Here is a 20147-nt window from a genome sequence, read left to right on the forward strand (position 1 = left end):
GCACCACGGCTTTTATTTCGCATATTCGATGTCGATTAAATAAAGGGATTAGCCTTTATTTTCTAAACCGCCAACCACTTCAAATAGGTTTGGTAAGAATGCTGAGAACTCGCCACCCATCAGTGATAAATCCGCATCAATACGTTGCGCCATATCTTCACGGTCGATATCTTCGTTTTGATCTTTGATTTCATCAGAGAACTTCAAACGTTTCACGGTTAAATCATCAGCAAGGACAAAGTCGACACGGTCTTGCCAGTTTAAAGCCAGTTTCGTTACCACCTTGTTTGCTTCAATGTGTGCAAGAATTTCGTCGCAGTTTAAATCCTGTTGTTTACAACGGATCACACCGCCATCTTCTTCAATCGCTTTAAACTCTGCTTCTTCACCGATAGTGAAACCATGAGGCGCTTGATTGCTACGTACCCATTCTGTCATCGTTAGGGCTAACGGTTTTTCAGGAACGACAGGTACAACAGGTAGGCTACCGATAGATTTACGTAGTAGCGCTAGCATATCTTCTGCTTTTTTAAAGCTGCCTGCATCAACCACAATATAGCCAAGCTTTGGCATGATAAGGGCAAAAGTTTGCGATTGACGACTGAAAGCGCGAGGCAGTAAATCCATCACGATTTCATCTTTAAGCGTATCTTTCTCAGTCTTTTTCAGCTTACGACCAAGATCTTTTTCCTGTATCTCAATTTTGTTATTCAGTGATTCTTTGATCACAGAAGCTGGCAGCATTTTTTCTTCTTTACGCGCACAAATTAAAATATTGTCGCCAGAAACATGGGTGAACATATCACCATGTTTGCCTAATGCGTGTGCCCAGCCAAATTTTTGGATATCTTGGCTGCCACAAGGCGTGAAGCGGAACTCTTCCAGCTGTTTTTCCAGTTGGTCTGCATTTAAATCAATTTCACGCGTAAAGCGGTAGGTTAGTAAATTCTTAAACCACATCATGGCAGTCACACTTCCTAGGGTTAAACAGTTGGGTCGCACATATTAACCTAACCACTAAAAATTACTAAGAGGCGTTTGTGATTGAAGCTTAAGATTGTGTAATAACTTACTGAACTGTGAGTAAAATTAAATTTATGCTCTCACAATAAAGCCGTTATATTTTAGGTTTGAAAATCGCTTTCATACGTTTAGCAACCATTAACCGAGAAACCGTAAACATGTTACTGATGGTTCTTTGGTGTAAACGGAAAATCGTATCGTAGATGCGGCGAATAAGTAGCCCATGTAACACAAACTGGCTTTCCATTTTAGAGCCGGGAGCAAAAGAGCCAACCGCAAAGTAATGCCCAACCGCAACCACCATTCCGCCATCTTTAAAGATAAAGTCAGTGAGTGGTTTCCCATGTAAAAAACCACCCAAACTTTTGGCTAAATGTTCTGCTGCTCGATTCGCCGCCTGTGCCTTTGGTGGAACAAAACTGCCATCGGGTTGCGGAATAGCCGCGCAATCACCGAGCGCGAAAATACAGTCATCAACCGTTGTGGTTAAATCCATATTGACTTCAATTTGATTGATACGGTTATAAGCCAATCCGCCAATACCATTTAGCCAATCAGGGGCCTTAATCCCAGCCGCCCAAAATTGAACATCAGCATCAAGCGTACGATCATCGCTTGTGATCATACTTTTCTCAGTCACTTCGCTAATGCGAGTTTGAAGTAAAACATTAATGTTATTTTTCTCAAGCTCTTGCTGCACCTTACGCGACATTTTTTCAGGACTATTTGGTAATACGCGATCTGCCGCTTCTATTAAATTAATCGTTAACGGTGTGCCGTTATAACGTTGTAGCTTTCTACTCACACGTTCAAGCTCTGCTGCCAGTTCAACCCCTGTTGCACCAGCGCCGACAATATTAACTGTACGGGGCTCTCCTGCACGTAAAATGTAGCTCATTCGGTGCCATGCTTGGCGTGCTTGGTTGGCTGAGTCTAAAAAGATGCAATGGTCTTTAGCGCCAGGGGTATTAAAGTCATTGCTTACCGCGCCAATAGCGATAATTAAATAATCGTAATCCAGCTCATAGTTAATGTTATCGGCAGCACTACAGACAGAAATCGTTTTTTCTTCGCGATGGATATCTGTCATTGAGGCTTGATAATGCTGATAGCCATGTCGCGCGCCATGAGTGAAATAACAAACCGTATCAAGATCGCTATCAAATGTCCCCGCTGCGATTTCATGCAAACGCGGTTTCCAGAAGTGATGGGTTTCTGGTTCAACTAAGATGACATCATCTTCTTTTCTTATTGTTTTCTTTAATAGGGTTGATAGTTCAATGCCAGCAGCACCCCCACCGACAATAATAATTCGTGACATATGAACTCCTCACATTCTGGTTATAAGTCCGTTCAGATGGATTAGTTATCACCGTCAACCTGTTAACAAAAATAAAAGGTTGTTAGCCGATCATGGAAGAGCACTTTATCGAAAGGCGAAATGATAGGTTTAAAAATTACTATAGAGTCTAGATGGGATTTTATGATCTTGTGGGTATTTGTTTTTTGCAATCCTTAGGGGTTAAGGATTCTTTAATAGAATAAAATGCTTGGGGCGAAAAAAAGCCTTGAGCAAAACTCAAGGCTTTAGAGGATTCATTTGGCAATGAACTTATTTAGCAGGCGCGAAGTCTTCAGCTGCTTGGCGGTGTGCTGTGTAGATAGCTTCGCCGTCACTTTCTGCATCGAAGATAACAGTAACATCAGGTGAGAACAGAATAACGTCGCCTACTTCAGCAACGTATTTGTTGCCGTCTGTATCACGCATTACGATTTTACCTTTAGTAACTACTTTGTATTCTACTGAATCGTAAAAGTATTCAAACTCTACGCCTGGAGACATAGTGAAATGACCAATCGTCAATGGCGCGCTGTTGTTTGTTACAGCAACTTCAGCCATATCACTTTTTAAGCCTTCAACTTCTAACAGTTTGCTTAAATCATTTAGCTTAAAAGTACCTGATTTAATCAGAGTGATGCCTGGCTTTTCGGTTAATGTTGTCATTGGATTGACCTTATTTTTTATAATAAGGCTGAAATAGCGGATTCAGCCTTTTGTAGGGGGTAACAAAAAGTACAATAATTACCTTTTAAGTTAGTAATTAATGGAAAATAGAAAGAACAATCGTTAAACGGTAATAATAAAAGAAAGAGTCGTGTTCTTTTATGGGTAATACTTACTTATCTGCTGCTGAAAGTAGCTTTTCAGAAAAGTTTAATGCAGCTTTGTGCTGTGAAAATACTAAGCCAGAGTGAGAGCGTTCAGCAGTGCCTTGTTTTTGGTAGTGACCAATATTAACTGCATTAGTTTTTGATTGCTTAACGTTAATGTTGCCAGTGAAGTTACCGTCTTTTGCTGCAGCAGTAAAAGATGTTGCGATAATAGCGGCTGCGATTGTTGCTTTAATAACTGTTTTCATGAGTAATAAAACCTTTTGTTTTGAATTTTTGTGAACGCCTTGTGCGTTTCGATGTGGCTATATTAATTCTTTCAAAAAGCAAAACAATTACACAATTTGGTAATTAATTATTACTTATGGGTAATAATTGTATTGGTGATATGAATTCGGCTCGGGATGGGTTTGTAGGTTTATGAATTTATGGGAAATTAAGTGAGAATAAATTTTTGAGTGATGCAAAGAAGAGCTGATGAGAAAGAGGAGGTGTGCTGATGGTTCACACTCTTTACTTAATAGTAACGTGGGCAACTAGAAGTAAATAGGTCGTTTTTGAGAGTAAAAGGATGGTTTGTAATGTGAATTAGGATTACGTAATACATGAAAGACTCCATATGTTAAATGCATCCAATTTTAATTTAATAGTTTAAACATACCCGTCCTTAAGTGTTATCTAATAAATCAAGATCAATTGTGGCATTGTTCGCTCATGATTATTTAGTATCAAGAGCTTTATTACTTTAGGGATGGAGTAAAAATGAATAAGATTTCGAGAAGAAGGTTATTAAAAGGTGTTGGAATCGGAGGATTAGTTGGTGTAACCGGAGCTTGGGCTCTTACTAAAAAGCAAACACCAGAAAAAGCGTTAGAAGATTTACTGGAAAATGCAATAACTGATCTACCAGCAGCCAGCATCAGTGCTGCTCTAATTAAAAATGGTGAGTTAGTCTGGGAAAAGAGTTCTGGTTATCAAAATCTAGAAAGTAAAAAACCGGCAACGTTTGAAAGCATATGGCCGACTTTAGGCTCTGTCAGTAAGTTGGTCACTTGGACTGCCGTGATGCAATTAGTGGAAAAAGGTAAAATAAAGCTAGATGGTGATGTTAGCGATTATTTGGGATTCACCATGTGAAATCCCCACTTTCCTGAGATCCCGATCACGCCATATCAATTGTTAACTCACACATCATCCTTGTCTTCTCGAAGAATGACATCAGACCCGGACAGCATGGCAGATTTTTTCTGTAAAGATTACTCTGATGATCTGAATGCATGGATTACATCTAATATTTCTCCGGATGGTGCTCATTACCGTTCAGATTTGGTTTTTGACCTTTACCAGCCTGGTGATTTCACGCAAGTTACACCAGATCCTATTGGTGTGATCGCAGGTTATTCAAATTTGAATGCTTTAGTTGCTGCTTATCTAATTGAAAAAGTAACTAATTTATCCTTTGAAGAATATACATATAAATATATATTTTCCCCCTTAGGAATCAAAGATATCGGTTGGCAGAAAGCCGATTTAGATCAACAAAAACTCATTACGCCTTACGAAGCGAAAAACAGTCCTCGAGCTCCAATTATGGGCGTATATACCAAAAGCATGAAAGATCGCGGTTACTTAAGTCAAAGGGTCATCCCTTCTGATGGCAATAAAAACTATTATACTATTGATGATTGTAGTTATTTTTCACCTTTCAATGCAGCCGGATTACTAGGATCTTCCACTTTGGCATTAACCACTTTTATGCAATCCTTCCTTTCACAGAATAAAGCTAAAACGGCATTACTCAAAAGAGAAACCATCGATAGTATTTTTCATGTTCAGCGTAATGATCTTACAACAGGTAGTAATCTTGGACTTGGATGGTTCCAATTTAAAACGGCACGACACGGTACATTTTGGGGACATGATGGTGGTGGGCCTGGCATTCTGTCACGAGTTATGATCGATCCAGATACTGGAAATGGTGTTGTACTACTCATTAATAACTATTTTGTGGATTTCAGGGAAAGAGCCTTACTGCTTAATAAATTATGTGAAGTATTAAAAACAGCCTAACGCAGGATGAATAATCATCTTTTGACGATTTTTTGTACGTATAAATAGAGCCACTGTTAAATATACATTTAAAAGATCGCTTCATAGCGGTCTTTTTAATTTTAACTCACTTAAAAACATACCTTATTTCCCCAAACTAACTCCCTGACTTATTTATCAAAAATAAAATTCCGTGGTAGCTGTGTAAGGCAGTGAAATAGCAGATGTGGTTTGGCAGATCTCACGGTACAATCAGCAGATTATTTCTGGCTAGGTTGCGCATTATATTATGAAAATTATCCATACCTCTGACTGGCACTTAGGGCATCAACTCCACGGTTATAACCGCGACTATGAACATCAAGCGTTCTTAGATTGGCTAGCCGATGAACTTGAGGCTCAGCAAGCGGATGTCTTAAGTCATTACTTACCGCATCAATGGCGATAATTAAATAATTGTATTCCAGTTCATAGTTAATGTTATCGGCAGCACTACAGACAGAAATCGTTTTTTCTTCGCGATGGATATCTGTCATTGAGGCTTGATAATGCTGTTAACTATGTTGCGTGGGCTGTTGAAACGAGAAACGGTGATTTTTGCTTGGAGAAGGACGGTTTTAACTCATTTTCTATGTGAAAGTTTATTTGAATAAAAAGGTAAACTTCTTGCGTTTAGAGAAGAGTCTGAAGAACTAAAGCAGGACCTGATTGAAAATACGAAGGCGACAGAAACAATAAAGCACACATTACAAAGAAAAGTTGACTTTAGAGCTCAAGATATAAAGAGCCCTTTTCATCATAGGCAGAAATAGAATCAACTACTACTGGTTTCCTTAATGTACAAACTATACTAACGGTAACGTTCAGTATAACAATGGCCGCCGAAGCGACCTTTTAGAGTCATTAAAATGTGCCAAAGTTAGTAATATTTAATAAATTTTTATTCAACATACCTAAAGTTGATCAATACCATTATCACAGCGTATTTTTTTATTTTTAATTGTATCTAATAACAGTTCATGGTTTACGCCTAAATTATCTTGGGAGTTACCTTCATGCCAAAGATGGTAGCCAATACACCCACAACGAATATGTTGTATTTTTATTCCGTTATTAACTAGGCGTTGCGCAAAATCACTATCTTCTCTTCCCCATCCAATAAAATCGTTATCAAAACCATTGATAGCTATATAGTCTTGTTTCCAAAAAGCAAAATTACAGCTTCTTATATTTTTAATATCATTTCTTATAGATATAAGGGCCTTAGTTAAGAACGATGAGTTGATAGCATTTTTTCTATACCTTAACCCTTTAATCCCCCAAGAGAATAAGTTTGGAAATTCATATCCATTCATAACACGAAGACTTAATTCTTTTCTCATCTTAACTCTAGGGCCTTGAGTTAAAGTACCTTTTTTAGCGTTATTAATATGTGATTGAATAAAGTTTTGAGTTAAGAACATATCTCCATCGATCATTACAATAAAATCGCCGGAGGCCGCTTTTACGGCTAAATTCCTGGCTCTAGAAGCTCGAAAACCTTCATCTTCTTGATAAGCATGAATTAATGGAACAGGAAAAGTATCTTTTAAACTGCTCAACATTTCGGCTGTACCGTCTGATGAACCATCATCAGCAATAACTACCTCATCTGGTAAAATATTTTGCATGCAGACGCTATTAAGAACAGCCTTTAAATATAATTTAGAGTTATAAGTTGTTATTACTAAAGATGTTTTCATTAAGGTGTCCGAATTGTTGAATAATATATAAAGTATTTAGATGTATTTATCTAAATCAAGGCGTTACAAGCAGAGCTCTAGAAAGTGCTCGTAGTAATAAAAGCACGATAAACATTAAAGAAATAAATTATAAGTAGTTTCAACTAAAACAACACTAAAAGTTTTTTAATTTTTAACACTTTAAACTACATCATTCTCCAAAACTAACTCCCTGACTTATTTATCAAAAATTAAATTCCGTGATAGCTGTGTAAGGCAGTGAAATAGCAGATGTGGTTTGGCAGATCTCACGGTACAATCAGCAGATTATTTCTGGCTAGGTTGCGCATTATATTATGAAAATCATCCATACCTCTGACTGGCACTTAGGGCATCAACTCCACGGTTATAACCGCGACTATGAACATCAAGCGTTCTTAGATTGGTTAGCCGATGAACTTGAAGCTCAGCAAGCGGATGCCTTATTAGTTGCTGGTGATATTTTCGATACTGCCAATCCGCCAGCCAGCGCATGGCGCATGTTGTATCGCTTTTTGGCAAAAGTGTCGAAAACCCTACCGAATTTAGATGTAGTGATGATTGGCGGTAACCATGATTCACCAAGCAAGCTTGATGCGCCTCATGAACTATTAAAAGCCTTTGATTTGCATATGGTTGGCGGTATCCATCGCTTAGAAGATGGCACCTTAGATGTTAAGCGTATGCTGGTGCCTATCACTAATAAAGATAAACAAACTGCCGCGTATGTATTAGCTGTACCGTTTTTGCGCAGTGCCGATTTACGTACCGATAACCTTGATGAAAACGAAGACCGCTTAATTAAAGGGGTAGAAGTGCTATATAGCGATATAACCCAAGCCGCCCGTGAATTGCTTGCGCCAGAACAAGCGATGATCGGCATGGGACACGCGTATATGGCATCAGGGCAATTATCTGAAATGTCAGAACGTCGTGTACTTGGCGGTAATCAGCATGCGCTACCCGCTTCCATTTTTGCTGATGACATGGGTTATGTCGCGCTTGGACATTTGCATTTAGCCCAAAAAGTGGCGAAGAAAGAGCATGTGCGTTATAGCGGATCGCCGATTCCACTATCGATGTCAGAGCGTAATTATAACCACCAAATTTTAGCAGTAGAGTTTGATGGTAGTGACGTTAAAGCTATTGAAGAGATCAGTATTCCTCGCTGTGTCGATATGCTTAAAGTGCCAACAAAACCCGCGCCGTTAGATGAAGTGTTAGCCGCATTAAAAGCCTTACCTGACGATGAATTGCCACGTGAGCAACAACCCTTTTTAGAAGTGCATGTGTTGCTTGATAAACCACAAGCCCTCTTGCGTGAAAAAGTGCTGCAAGCATTAGAAGGCAAATCTGTTCGCCTTGCCAAAATTACGCCTCATTACAGCCAACGCGAGCAACAAGATAGCTTGCAACACCGTCGATTATCAGAGGTGTCGCCACAACAAGTGTTCGCATTAAGTTGGAATAAGAAATTCGATGGTGAGCCAACCGAAGCAATGGCTGAAGCGTTTGAAACCCTATTAACCCAAGTTGAAGAACAAGAATAAGAGAGATAATAACAATGAAAATCCTTGCGCTTCGTGGTGAAAATTTAGCGAGTTTACAAACCAAATTTGAGATTGATTTTGCGGGTGGCAGATTAGGCGATGCTGGCTTGTTTGCGATCACAGGTAAAACAGGGGCAGGTAAATCAACCTTGCTCGATGCGATTTGTTTGGCGTTGTTTGATCGTATTCCGCGTTTGCAATCAAACAAAAAGAACGATGCTGAAATCGGTCGTGATGATGAAGATAACCGCATCAAAGCCAATGATGTGCGTAGTATTTTATCGCGCGGTAAAGGTGAAGGTTTTGCCGAAGTCGATTTTATTGCCAATGATGGTTCACATTGGCGTTCGCATTGGCATGTTCGTCGTGCGCGTGGTCGTGCAGAAGGCAAAATTCAAGCCGCTGAACAATGGTTAGAAAACATTGAAACAGGGCAGCGTTTCGCGGGTAAAAAACAAGAACTACAAGCAGAAATTGAAAAGCTGATTGGCTTGAGCTTCGATCAGTTTCGTCGTGCTGTGATGTTGCCACAAGGCGAATTCGCGGCATTTCTAAAAGCAGGGGCTGATGAACGTGCAGCACTGTTAGAGCGTATGACGGGCGGTGAAATTTACGGTCGATTATCCATTGCGGCTCATGAACGTGCCAAAGATGAAAAGCTCAAACTGACGCAACTTCAAGGTAAGTTAGGTGATATCGCACTGTTAACTGACGAAGAGCGCGAAGCATTAAATACTCAATTGGTCAGTGCTCGTGAACAAGTAAATAGCCAGCAACAAAAGTTAGAGCAACTAAAACAGCATCAAGATGTGTTGGTGAATGCTGAAAAACTGACGCAGCGTATTGGTGAAAGTGAGCAGCAGTTAGTACAAGCCAAGCAAGACCAACAATTAGCCGCGCCGCGTTATCTGCAATTGACAAAATATGAGCAAGCACTGCCTGCCCGCGGTGATTTCACGCTATTAACCCAAGCACAGCAACAAGTGATCAAGTGGCAGCAATCATTGCAATTAGCGACCGCTGAATTAACGGCTAAGCAGCAACAACAAGGGCAATTACAAACGAGTGTTGAGCAAAGCCAGCAGCAATTAGCGCAAAAACAACAGCTGTTAACCGATCTTGAACCAAAGCTAAAACAGGCGGCAAGTATTGAGCAAAAGCGTGATGCTTTACAGCAGCAAAGCGCAGAGTTACAGAAGCAATTAGCTGGCTTAAATAAAGATCTCACGACCCAGCGTGAGCAACTTGTGAGTAAGCAACAACAGAAACACGCCGCCCAGTTACAACAGCAACAAGTGACCGCGGCACTGGCTCAAACGCAAGGGGTAAAGGCCTTAGCGGAGCAGCAAAATGCGATCAAAGATAACATCAGTCAGTATCAACAAGCGCAAAGCCAAATTGCACAGCTGCAAACTGACATAAAACAGCGTGAAAAAACGTTAGCGAGTGTGGCGCAGCAGCAGATCCAATTGGATAAACAGTTATCAGCATTAGATCAGCAAAAGCTGCAATTAACGCAGCAAACCGCAGCGCACGATCTAACGGCATTAGAACAATTACAAGATCAAGAACGCCAGCATTACTCTGCATATCAGCAATTAAGTAGTAAGTTAAAAGAGAGTTTATTCGGCCTAGATAAATGGCATGGTTTGCTTCAACAGCGCGATAAATCTCAGCTTCAGCAGCAAGGTTTAGTGACGAATATTGCAGGCAGTGAACAACGTTTAGCGGCATTAAGCCCTGAGTTATTACAATTAGATGCTCAGCATAAAGAAGTAGAGCTTCAGCTAAACCAAAGCCGTGCTGTCATGAGCTTAACTGACTATCGCGAGCAGCTTGTTGAAGGTGAAGCTTGCCCACTGTGTGGCTCTGAAAATCATCCTTATCAGCAGCATAATCCGCAAGTTGAAAGCATTATTAGCCAACAACAACAGCGATTACAGCAATTAGCCCAGCAATTGCAAGATGCTAATGCCGAGCAGCGCCAGCTAACTCAATCTGTCTTGCAAGATAAGCAACGTCACACTGATATTGAGCAAGAGATTGCAGGTTTTAATAATACGATTCAGACGTTAGTTAATCAGCAGCAATGCCATTGGACCGATCTTATGGCAACGGATCTAAATGCCATTACTTTGACTGAAATTACCTTATCGACTGATAGCGATGTGGCTCAGCTTTCTCATTATCAAGCACATTGGTCACAAGCAGTCGATGATGCTAAATCGCAAATGCAGCAGATTAAAGTTCAGGGTGAGCAGCGCAAAGTGCTGATTGAAGAAGTCAAGCAACAGCAGCTTCAATTACAGCAATTAACTAAGCAAGAAGCGGATCTGAAAGAGCAAGGCTATCTGCTAACTCAGCAGCAAACTCAAGCGCAAGAACAATGTAATGCGTTTACAGCACAAGCTAATAATGTGCAAAACGTGATAGCTGAAAGACAGCAGGCGTTAATGACAATCTATGGTAATGACGCATGGATAAACGCATTAGCTCTGCAAGGTAAAGCGGGCTTTATTGCCGATTTAGAGCGCCAAGTTCAACAATATCAAACCAATATTGAGCAACAGCAATTGCTTGAAAAACAGCTGACAGAGCTTGCACCAGTGCTCGCGACGCTAACCAATAGCGTTCAGCATGGTGAGCAACAAGCCGATGAGTTAACGGCAAAAGTAGCCCGTCTTGCGAAAGAGCAACAGGTTTGTTGGCAACAACGGTTGGAACTGATTGGCGATCAGCCACTCGATACGATTGAACGCTCAGCCAAAGCCGATGTTGACGTACAGCAGCAACAATGCCAACAGCGACAAACACAATTAAACCAATTGGCAGAAGTGATTGCCGCAGAGTTAACCAAACAGCAGAACGCGACCCAACAATTAGCAGAATCTGAAACAGCACAACAGAATCTACAACAAGTGTGGCAAGCATGGTTGGAAAAGCTTGCGTTAACAGAAGCTGAATTAACGGCGTTATTAAGTCACGATGAGGCATGGTTACAGCAAGAGCGCAGTGAACTAAAACAGCTAGAGCAAGCGGTGTCGCAAGGCGAAACTATTGTTAAAGAAAGACAGCAAGCACAGGTTGATTATCAGCCGACGGTTGAATTAGCCAAGCAGTGGTTTAGTGAACATGACATTGGTGATGACGCCTCAACTCAACAGCAATTGTTTAGCCAATGGCAGACGGAAAAATCGCAACTTGATGATCAAGTCTTCCAATTACGTCAGCGTTTAGATTTAGGCGAGCAAGCGGAAAAACAAGCAGGCGATCTTCGCTCAGCATTAGCGACTCAGCAAACGCAAACTGAGCTGTGGATGGAAATGAGTGATTTAATCGGCTCGGCTACGGGTAATAAATTCCGTACCTTGGCTCAAGGGTTAACACTGCAACAGTTAGTGATTAATGCCAACCATCACTTGCAAGATCTTGCACCACGTTATGCGTTACAACCAGTACCGGGCAGCCCGTTGGCGTTGCAGGTTATCGATCATGATATGGGCGATGAAGTACGTAGTGTGGAATCGCTTTCGGGGGGCGAGAGTTTCTTAGTGTCGTTGTCTTTGGCTTTAGCCTTGGCATCACTGGCGGCAGATACGCGACAACTCGGCTCTCTGTTTATTGATGAAGGATTTGGTACCCTAGATCCTGATAGTTTAGAAATGGCATTAGCCTGTTTGGATGCACTTCAAGCGGATGGTCGACAAATTGGTGTTATTTCCCATGTAGGCACTTTAGTTGAACGTATCGGGGTGCAAGTGGCTGTTGAAGCACAAGGGGGGGGGCGTAGTCATATTGCCATAAAAGGTTAATATAAATACGCATTAACTCATTGTAATTATTTAATATTCATATCATTATTTTATAAAATATGAGAGTGTTTAAATGATACATATTCAACTTAGTTTATACTTTTATTACAATAAGTCACAAAAGTGTAATATTAAGAACACATAATGGCGCTTGTCAGATGAAGCAAACGACTAGGTATATTTGATTATGGTAAGACGGATTCTTGTGGTAGAAGATGAAGCTCCAATTCGTGAAATGTTATGTTTCGTGTTGGAGCAAAAGGGCTATCAAGCGATCGAAGCTGAGGACTATGACACAGCGCTAGAAAAAATGTGCGAACCATATCCTGAACTTATTCTCATGGACTGGATGTTACCCGGTGGTTCAGGTATTAACCTGATCAAACACCTTAAGCGCGATGAACTTACACGCCAAATCCCTGTTGTAATGTTAACAGCACGTGGTGAGGAAGAAGATAAAGTTCGTGGTCTTGAAGTAGGTGCGGATGATTACATCACTAAACCATTCTCTCCAAAAGAGTTAATGGCACGCTTAAAAGCGGTTATGCGTCGTGTGTCACCAACAGCATTAGATGATGTAATTGATGTGCAAGGGCTGAAATTAGATCCTGTATCGCACCGTGTAACATCGGATGATGAACCATTAGAGATGGGCCCAACAGAGTTTAAAATGCTGCACTTCTTTATGACGCACCAAGAGCGCGTTTATAGTCGTGAACAGCTACTTAATAATGTTTGGGGCACTAACGTTTATGTTGAAGATCGTACTGTTGATGTTCACATTCGTCGTTTACGTAAAGCGTTAGAATCAGGCGGACACGATAAGATGGTGCAAACGGTACGTGGAGCAGGTTATCGCTTCTCAACTCGCCCATAGTAGTGATTCACAACCCACATGCGGGTTAGCTATATAAAGAAAAATACGAGCCTTCATCCATTATCGCAGTTCGATAAGGTTGGAGGTTGTGTTGTTTGTACGAGTAAAGAAATTTAATGTAACGGATCCATACCATAACTCCGTTACAAGGAGTAAAGCATGGTCGAAAGATTGTCATGGAAAAAATTGGTATGGGAGTTAATTCTGTTTTATCTACCGTGGATCATCCTTGGTCTGATTTTCGGTTATTTACCATGGTTTTTACTCGTCGCAACGTGGATTCAACTGATTTGGCATTTCCACAATCAATTGAAAATGTCTGATTGGTTATGGAAAGATCGTAGCCTTACTCCTCCTTCTGGTTCTGGTAGTTGGGAGCCGCTATTTAATGGCATGTATCGTTTACAACAACGTAATCGTCGCCGCCGTAAAGAATTAACCACCCTAATTCGTCGTTTCCGTAATGGTGCTGAATCGTTACCCGATGCAGTTGTTGTATTCCGCAGTGAAGGCAATATCGTTTGGTGCAATAAATTAGCGCAGCAATTATTGGGCTTACGTTGGCCTGATGATGCGGGTCAACCTATTAGTAACTTATTAAGAAGCCCTGATTTTGTTCGTTTTCTGGCAAGACAGTCTTTTGATACGCCATTAGAAATCACTTCACCAATGAACTATGACCGCACCTTAGAGCTGCGGATCATGCGTTATACCGAAGGTGAGTATTTGATGGCGGTACGTGATGTATCTCAGCTTAAGCAGCTTGAAGGTATGCGTCGTAATTTCTTTGCTAACGTTTCTCACGAATTGCGCACGCCAATGACGGTGCTGCAAGGTTATCTTGAAATGTCGTCAGATCCTGACATGCTATCGGGACCAATGTGGGATCGTGCACATGGGGTGATGACGGAGCAATTAGCGCGAATGAATGCGCTAGTTGAACAGTTATTAACCTTGTCAAAAATTGAAGCCGCTCCAACCATTGAGTTAGAGGAAGTGGTCGATGTACCTGCGATGTTAGATATTTTAGAAAAAGAAGCGATCTCACTCAGTGGGGATAAAAATCAGCATTTTAATTTTGAGATTGATCAGAGCTTAAGTGTCTTAGGAGATGATGATCAGCTACGTAGTGCGATTTCTAATTTGGTTTATAACGCGGTTAAACATACTCCAAGTGATGCTGATATTACGGTTCGTTGGTATCGCTCGCCTAACGGTGCAAGATTAGAAGTAACAGATAGTGGTGAGGGCATTGAAGCTCAGCATATTCATCGCTTAACAGAGCGTTTCTATCGTGTGGATAAAGCCCGTTCTCGTGAAACTGGCGGTAGTGGTTTGGGACTGGCGATTGTTAAACATGCTTTGAGCCATCATGACTCCCATTTAGAAATTGAAAGTGAGCTTGAAAAGGGCAGTACCTTTGCATTTACACTGCCGTCTCGATTAATTGCAGATAACACTCAAACGGCTGAATTAGCCGATGATATTTAGAAGTGATTAAAGAGATGAAATGTATAAGTAAGCGATTGAAATCTTTTACTGGGGTATTGTTGTTATTACTGGCTGGCAGCGCTCAGGCTGAAACTGAAACATCCAGTATAGAAACATCAAGCGTTAAAGCTGTAGAGCCAAGCTTATTGCCTTATCAGAAAGTGAGCGGCATTTCCGGTAACTTGTCGTCAGTTGGTTCAGATACCTTGGCGAACTTAATGACTTATTGGGCGGAAGAATTTAAACGTCGCTATCCAAACATCAATATTCAAATTCAAACGGCAGGGTCATCAACAGCGCCAACCGCATTAATTGAAGCGACAGCGCAACTTGGCCCAATGAGCCGAGCAATGAAAAACAAAGAAATTGAAGCATTTGAGCAAGAGTATGGTTATAAACCGACTGCGATTAAAGTTGCCGTTGATGCGCTTGCGGTGTTTGTGCATGAAGATAATCCATTAAAGGGGATTAACTTTGAGCAGTTAGATGCGATTTATTCACAAACCTTACGTTGTGGTGCATTAAAACCTATTACCAAATGGGGACAGCTAGGCTTGCCGGGTAGCTGGAAAGATCGTGGTATTCAGATCTATGGACGAAATTCAGTTTCAGGGACCTATGGCTATTTTAAAAAACATGCGCTATGTCGAGGGGATTTTCGTAACAATGTTAATGAGCAACCGGGATCGGCATCGGTTGTACAATCGGTATCAACTTCATTAAATGCGATTGGTTATTCCGGGATAGGCTATAAAACGACAGGGATTAAAGCGATACCTGTGGCGCGTGAAGGAGATGATTATGTTGAAGCGACGATTGAGAATTCAGTCAGTGGTCATTACCCATTATCCCGCTTTTTATATATTTATGTTAATAAACACCCGAACAAGCCGTTAGCACCGATGGAAGGGGAATTTTTGCGCTTTATTCTATCGAGTGACGGCCAGAAAATTGTTCAAAAAGACGGTTATATTCCGTTACCCGTAAAGGTTGTTGAACAAAATATGGCTGCGCTTGGGCTGTAACTGTAGATGATGTTTACTGCCTAATAAGCTAAGTAGAAATGGTTAATTGACAACGCCAGCATTTCGCTGGCGTTGTTGTTTTAGCTGTTAGGTATAACTATGAGTCACTCAATTCATTAACTTCTAGCATCCATCCCGCTTTATGCCAATATTCTTGTTCCGTTCGCATATCTGCTGCGAGTAATTTATTTTCTGATGTCCAACCTTTAGGTAAGGTTAATTGCCAGTGCTCTTTATCGGCATTCACTTTTATATGTGGTAATGGTTCATCACTGCGCTGCCCATTTAACACCACGGCAATACGCAAGGTACGAATTAACGGGTAAAGATGTTTACGTTTATAGATGGTCAACTCGGGCATTTCTGTCAGTTTTAATGTTTTACGTTGATAGCGTACTAAGGTTGAAAGTACCGTTTGTTGTTCGATATTGAATCCTGGCATAGTGCTATATCGAAGTAAGTAAGCACTATGGCGATGAAATCCGGGATAGCTTATATTTAGCCCAACTTCATGAAGTAACGCACCCCATGATAGCAAGGTCGATAATTCGTTTTTGTTCATTCCTGGTTGAGTATCTATTTGATCGTAAATATCAATCGCAGTTGTTTGAACACGTTTCGCTTGTGTGGTGTCGATATTGTATTGTTTTGCCATTGCATCAGCAGTACGAATACGGATATCACTGTGACGGAATCGTTGTTCCATTTCATACAGTAACCCCTCGCGTAATGCGCCACTGGAAAAATGCATATCATCAATATCAAGCGCTTCAAACACAGCACTTAAGATCGCTACTCCAGCGGCAAAAACAGGCTTTCTCTCATCGGTTAAGCCCGGAAGTTCGAGATCATCTTGATGTTTAAAGGTGCTAATTTGATCAAGTAATCGGTTTAAACGAGATGATGTGATCACGCCATCGCTATGACCTTGAGCGATTAATACTTCACGGATAGCTTTAATGGTGCCAGACGAACCTAAGGTTTTATCCCATCCAATATCGGTATATTTACTGGCGATACTTTCAAGCTTCTGGCGTGCTGCAAGTTGGGCCGCCGCAATATTTTTACGGCTGAGTTTTCCATTAGAAAAAAAGAGTTTGTTGTAGCTTACACACCCCATATGCTTGCTATATAAAATATGGGTATCAAATTCTTCACCAATGACTAATTCAGTGCTACCGCCACCGATATCGATCACCAGTTTTTTACCTTTATCGGGTTGGGTATGTGCAACGCCAAGATAAATTAAGCGGGCTTCTTCTGTTCCGGGAATGATCTCGATGGGGAAGGGTAAAATACGCTCAGCTCGTTGGAGAAAAATATGGGCATTTTGCGCCTGACGTAATGTGTACGTTGCCGCGATACGGACATTTTCAGGTTTAAAGCCTTGCAGTCTTTCGGCAAACATTGCAAGGCAGCTTAAGCCGCGATTCATGGCGGCTTGATCAAGGTTTAAATGTTTATCAAGCCCAGATGCAAGGTGGACTCTTTGTTTATGACGGCTGACAATTTGAAGGCTTTGACCAACAATGCGAGCCACAACCATATGAAAGCTATTTGAACCGATATCGATAGCTGCTATTTCGCGAGGTTGTGGCGAAGAATTAGTTTTTGTCATTTTATTTCTCTGTTTTTTCAGCGTGCTTTTTCAGTTTTTTCTCGCTGTGTTTCAGATAATCATAAATTGCCGTTTGTGAGCGAATTTTTCGTCTATTACCACGCGGTACATAATGGTTATGCATGCCTTCATCGATAATACGTGCTTTGACAGTATCGCAAAGTTGGATATTAAGAATATCGATAATACGTTGTTTTAACACCGGTGAATTAATAGGGCACCCGACTTCAATACGATTATCAATATTCCGGCTCATCCAATCAGCTGATGAAATATAAACCTCAGTATCACCATTATTTTCAAATACCGCGACGCGAGGATGCTCTAGAAATCTGTCGATAATACTGATCGCGGTAATGTTGTCGCTGATCCCCTTAATCCCGGGAATTAATGAACACATACCTCGAACAATTAATTTGATTTTCACGCCGCTATTACTGGCTTGATATAGCATATTAATCAAACCTCTATCGACGAGGTTATTGACCTTAAGTGTAATACCTGATGGTAACTTTTGCTTAGCATGAGCTATTTCTCTATCAATGAGTTCATACAATCGAGAGCGAGAGTTACGCGGGGATACGATTAAATGGTTAAATTTAACGGGGCGATATGGGTTTGCGATATAAGCAAAGACTTGTTTTACTTCATCGGTAATGGCTTTTTCACAGGTTAGGAGTGAAAAGTCGGTATAAATTCGAGCGGTTTTTTCATTAAAGTTACCCGTACCGATATGCGCATATCGAACCAGCTCGCCTGATTCTTTACGGGTGATTAGGCAAAGTTTGGAGTGGATTTTTAACCCTGGCACACCAAAAATAACGTTTACTCCAGCCTCAGTGAGACGCCTTGCCCATTCAATATTGGCTTCTTCATCAAAGCGTGCTTGCAGTTCGACAACGACAGTTACACTCTTACCGTTGTTGGCAGCATCAATCATTGATTCAATAATGCGTGAGTTTTTAGCAACACGATAAATATTGATTTTAATGCTACGGACTTTGGGATCGTAAGAGGCTTGTCGTACCAACTCAGTTATATGACTAAAGGTGTGGTATGGGTAATACAATAAAATATCTTGCGCTTTGATGGCATCAAAGGCATTACGAGCCGATGTAAATTGATAGCTTTTAATTGGCGGAAGATCTTTGTTCTCTAAATAGCTTCTACCGACATTAGGGAAACCAATAAAGTCTTTAAAATTGTGATAACGGCCACCGGGGATCACACTGTCATAGCTTGATACTTGGAGTTTATCGCATAACACATTGATCATATCACCCGGCATATCACGTTGATATACAAAACGTACAGGCATCGCAGTTAGGCGTTGATTTAACCCTTCTGACATTTGTTCTAGCAAGCTGTGTTCAACTTCTTGGCTGAGATCGTATTCTGCATCGCGGGTCATTTTCATCGCAAATACGGCAAGTTCGTCATATTCAAAAAAGCCGTTGAATAAATCATCGATACAAAGTCGAATAATATTATCAAGCAAGATAAGAGTTTTATGACGTTTCCCTTTGGTTTTGGGTAATTGAACAAAACGGGGCAGTTGATCAGTTGGGATCTCTATTAACGCATAATGGGTTTCATGGTTTTTGGTCATAGCGACAGCAAGATAGGAGTATTCATCCTTGAGGACTTGCAGTATGTCGACATCGTCAGTAAGTAAAATCGGGGTAACATGGGGCAAAATGGTGTGTTGGAAATAATGTTTCAACCATGCTTTCTGGCTGTCTTCTAACTGTAATTCATTAACTAAAAAGATATGACGACGCGCCATTTCTAACAATATTTCATTGTATAGCGTATCAAAATCTTGATTTAGCTTTAGTACTCGACTTTGGATCTTGCTCAATAATTTTTTGGCTTGATCACTGCCACCTTGTGCTTCATGAATTAAAATTTGGCGCTTCACATCAGCAAAGCGGACTTTGTAGAACTCATCTGTATTGCTGGAAAAAATACCGAGAAATCGTACTCGTTCAATGAGAGGAACAGACTTGTCTGCTGCTTCTTGTAATACTCGTTCGTTAAAAGAGAGCCAACTTAGCTCTTTTTCAATATATAGATTTTCGGTAGTCATGCGCGGTGTTCGTCCTTGTTACTTTGCATTATAAAACTAAGCTGTTTGTGGCAAATATAAGGTATTAGCGTTACAGTGAGATGTAAATTTGAGTGATTGTTTGATCAGCCAGATATTTAAATTATTGTTCAATATCTATGGTTAAATCATCGGCTAATAATTCTAATTGTTCTTGTACGGTATCCATGCTGAGATCGGTTGGCAGCTCGAGTTGAAATTGCGCGGTAAAAATCGGGTATCCCCAGTTAGGTGCGCTTTCCGTTTTCGTTTTGAGCTTGTAGATGTTTATGCCTAGTTGATGCAGATGGGTCGTGACGTCTTTAACAATCCCTAACCGATCATTACCTGTAACGGTTAATTTCTGCATTTGCTGTTGTGAGGAAGCTTTGATTTGTGCCTCGACAATGTGGATCTGCAACCCCGAAATTTGCGATAATGCATCGCTAAGTTGTTGAATGTGTTGAGGGGAAACTTCAACTTGAACAATCCCTGCAAATTGGCCACTTAGCTGAGTTAATGAACTTTTTAGCCAATTCGCATGGTTGTTATATACCGTGTCTGAAAGTTGCTCTACCAGTCCCGTTTTATCTTTACCTATAACAGTAATTATGAGTTGTTTCATTACAGCTCTCCTTATTTGTAATGGTTGTTGATGCCGTGACAATTAGCAACAAACTTATT

General features: G+C 40.8%; 14 protein-coding genes and 1 pseudogene. 7 read left to right on the forward strand and 8 right to left on the reverse strand.

Translation table 11 applies throughout. The annotated features are described in order from the left end of the window. Positions 1-48: 48 nt before the first annotated feature. The 4 genes from rdgC to C9J45_RS07385 form a co-directional block, all read right to left on the reverse strand. Entirely contained in the window at positions 49-960 is a 912-nt protein-coding gene (gene rdgC / locus C9J45_RS07370) for a recombination-associated protein RdgC (protein WP_199187096.1), read from the reverse strand. A gap of 157 nt (positions 961-1117) precedes the next feature. Beyond that, positions 1118-2344, reverse strand: coding sequence for an NAD(P)/FAD-dependent oxidoreductase (locus C9J45_RS07375; RefSeq protein WP_107287723.1), 1227 nt, complete (start codon positions 2342-2344; stop codon positions 1118-1120). 291 nt (positions 2345-2635) lie between these two features. After that, positions 2636-3028 carry a hypothetical protein gene (locus tag C9J45_RS07380; protein WP_005369367.1) on the reverse strand — a complete coding sequence of 131 codons (393 nt, stop codon included), beginning with the start codon at positions 3026-3028 and terminating at the stop codon, positions 2636-2638. A gap of 172 nt (positions 3029-3200) precedes the next feature. After that, on the reverse strand, positions 3201-3443 hold the full coding sequence (locus tag C9J45_RS07385; RefSeq protein ID WP_107205957.1) for a hypothetical protein: 243 nt from the start codon (positions 3441-3443) through the stop codon (positions 3201-3203). 514 nt (positions 3444-3957) lie between these two features. Between C9J45_RS07385 and C9J45_RS07395 the strand changes: the two are divergent. Beyond that, positions 3958-5265, forward strand: a pseudogene (locus C9J45_RS07395) (serine hydrolase domain-containing protein). A 268-nt stretch (positions 5266-5533) separates the two neighbouring features. After that, positions 5534-5692, forward strand: coding sequence for a hypothetical protein (locus C9J45_RS07400; RefSeq protein ID WP_369919083.1), 159 nt, complete (start codon positions 5534-5536; stop codon positions 5690-5692). A gap of 505 nt (positions 5693-6197) precedes the next feature. Here C9J45_RS07400 and C9J45_RS07405 read toward each other — a convergent pair. Next, complete coding sequence (locus tag C9J45_RS07405; RefSeq protein WP_107205960.1) at positions 6198-6986, reverse strand: glycosyltransferase family 2 protein; 789 nt, start codon at positions 6984-6986, stop codon at positions 6198-6200. Between the two features lie 335 nt (positions 6987-7321). Here C9J45_RS07405 and C9J45_RS07410 point away from each other — a divergent pair, with 335 nt between their 5' ends. From C9J45_RS07410 to C9J45_RS07430, 5 genes are all read left to right on the forward strand, one after another. Next, entirely contained in the window at positions 7322-8554 is a 1233-nt protein-coding gene (locus tag C9J45_RS07410) for an exonuclease SbcCD subunit D C-terminal domain-containing protein (protein WP_107292370.1), read from the forward strand. A gap of 14 nt (positions 8555-8568) precedes the next feature. Beyond that, positions 8569-12366, forward strand: a complete 3798-nt coding sequence (locus C9J45_RS07415) for an AAA family ATPase (RefSeq protein WP_107292371.1) — start codon at positions 8569-8571, stop codon at positions 12364-12366. A gap of 187 nt (positions 12367-12553) precedes the next feature. Next, entirely contained in the window at positions 12554-13243 is a 690-nt protein-coding gene (gene phoB, locus C9J45_RS07420; protein ID WP_005369349.1) for a phosphate regulon transcriptional regulator PhoB, read from the forward strand. Between the two features lie 159 nt (positions 13244-13402). Then, positions 13403-14734, forward strand: a complete 1332-nt coding sequence (phoR, locus tag C9J45_RS07425) for a phosphate regulon sensor histidine kinase PhoR (RefSeq protein WP_107247362.1) — start codon at positions 13403-13405, stop codon at positions 14732-14734. A gap of 14 nt (positions 14735-14748) precedes the next feature. Beyond that, on the forward strand, positions 14749-15759 hold the full coding sequence (locus tag C9J45_RS07430) for a PstS family phosphate ABC transporter substrate-binding protein (RefSeq protein WP_233217656.1): 1011 nt from the start codon (positions 14749-14751) through the stop codon (positions 15757-15759). A 97-nt stretch (positions 15760-15856) separates the two neighbouring features. Here C9J45_RS07430 and ppx read toward each other — a convergent pair whose 3' ends face one another. The 3 genes from ppx to C9J45_RS07445 form a co-directional block, all read right to left on the reverse strand. After that, on the reverse strand, positions 15857-17377 hold the full coding sequence (gene ppx / locus C9J45_RS07435) for an exopolyphosphatase (RefSeq protein ID WP_107205965.1): 1521 nt from the start codon (positions 17375-17377) through the stop codon (positions 15857-15859). A 1-nt stretch (position 17378) separates the two neighbouring features. After that, positions 17379-19466, reverse strand: a complete 2088-nt coding sequence (gene ppk1 / locus C9J45_RS07440; protein WP_107205966.1) for a polyphosphate kinase 1 — start codon at positions 19464-19466, stop codon at positions 17379-17381. 121 nt (positions 19467-19587) lie between these two features. Further along, on the reverse strand, positions 19588-20088 hold the full coding sequence (locus C9J45_RS07445; protein ID WP_107205967.1) for a glycine cleavage system protein R: 501 nt from the start codon (positions 20086-20088) through the stop codon (positions 19588-19590). Between the last annotated feature and the right edge of the window lie 59 nt (positions 20089-20147).

The sequence above is a fragment of the Photobacterium sp. GB-1 genome, from assembly GCF_003026165.1.
In the GTDB taxonomy this organism is placed as follows: domain Bacteria; phylum Pseudomonadota; class Gammaproteobacteria; order Enterobacterales; family Vibrionaceae; genus Photobacterium.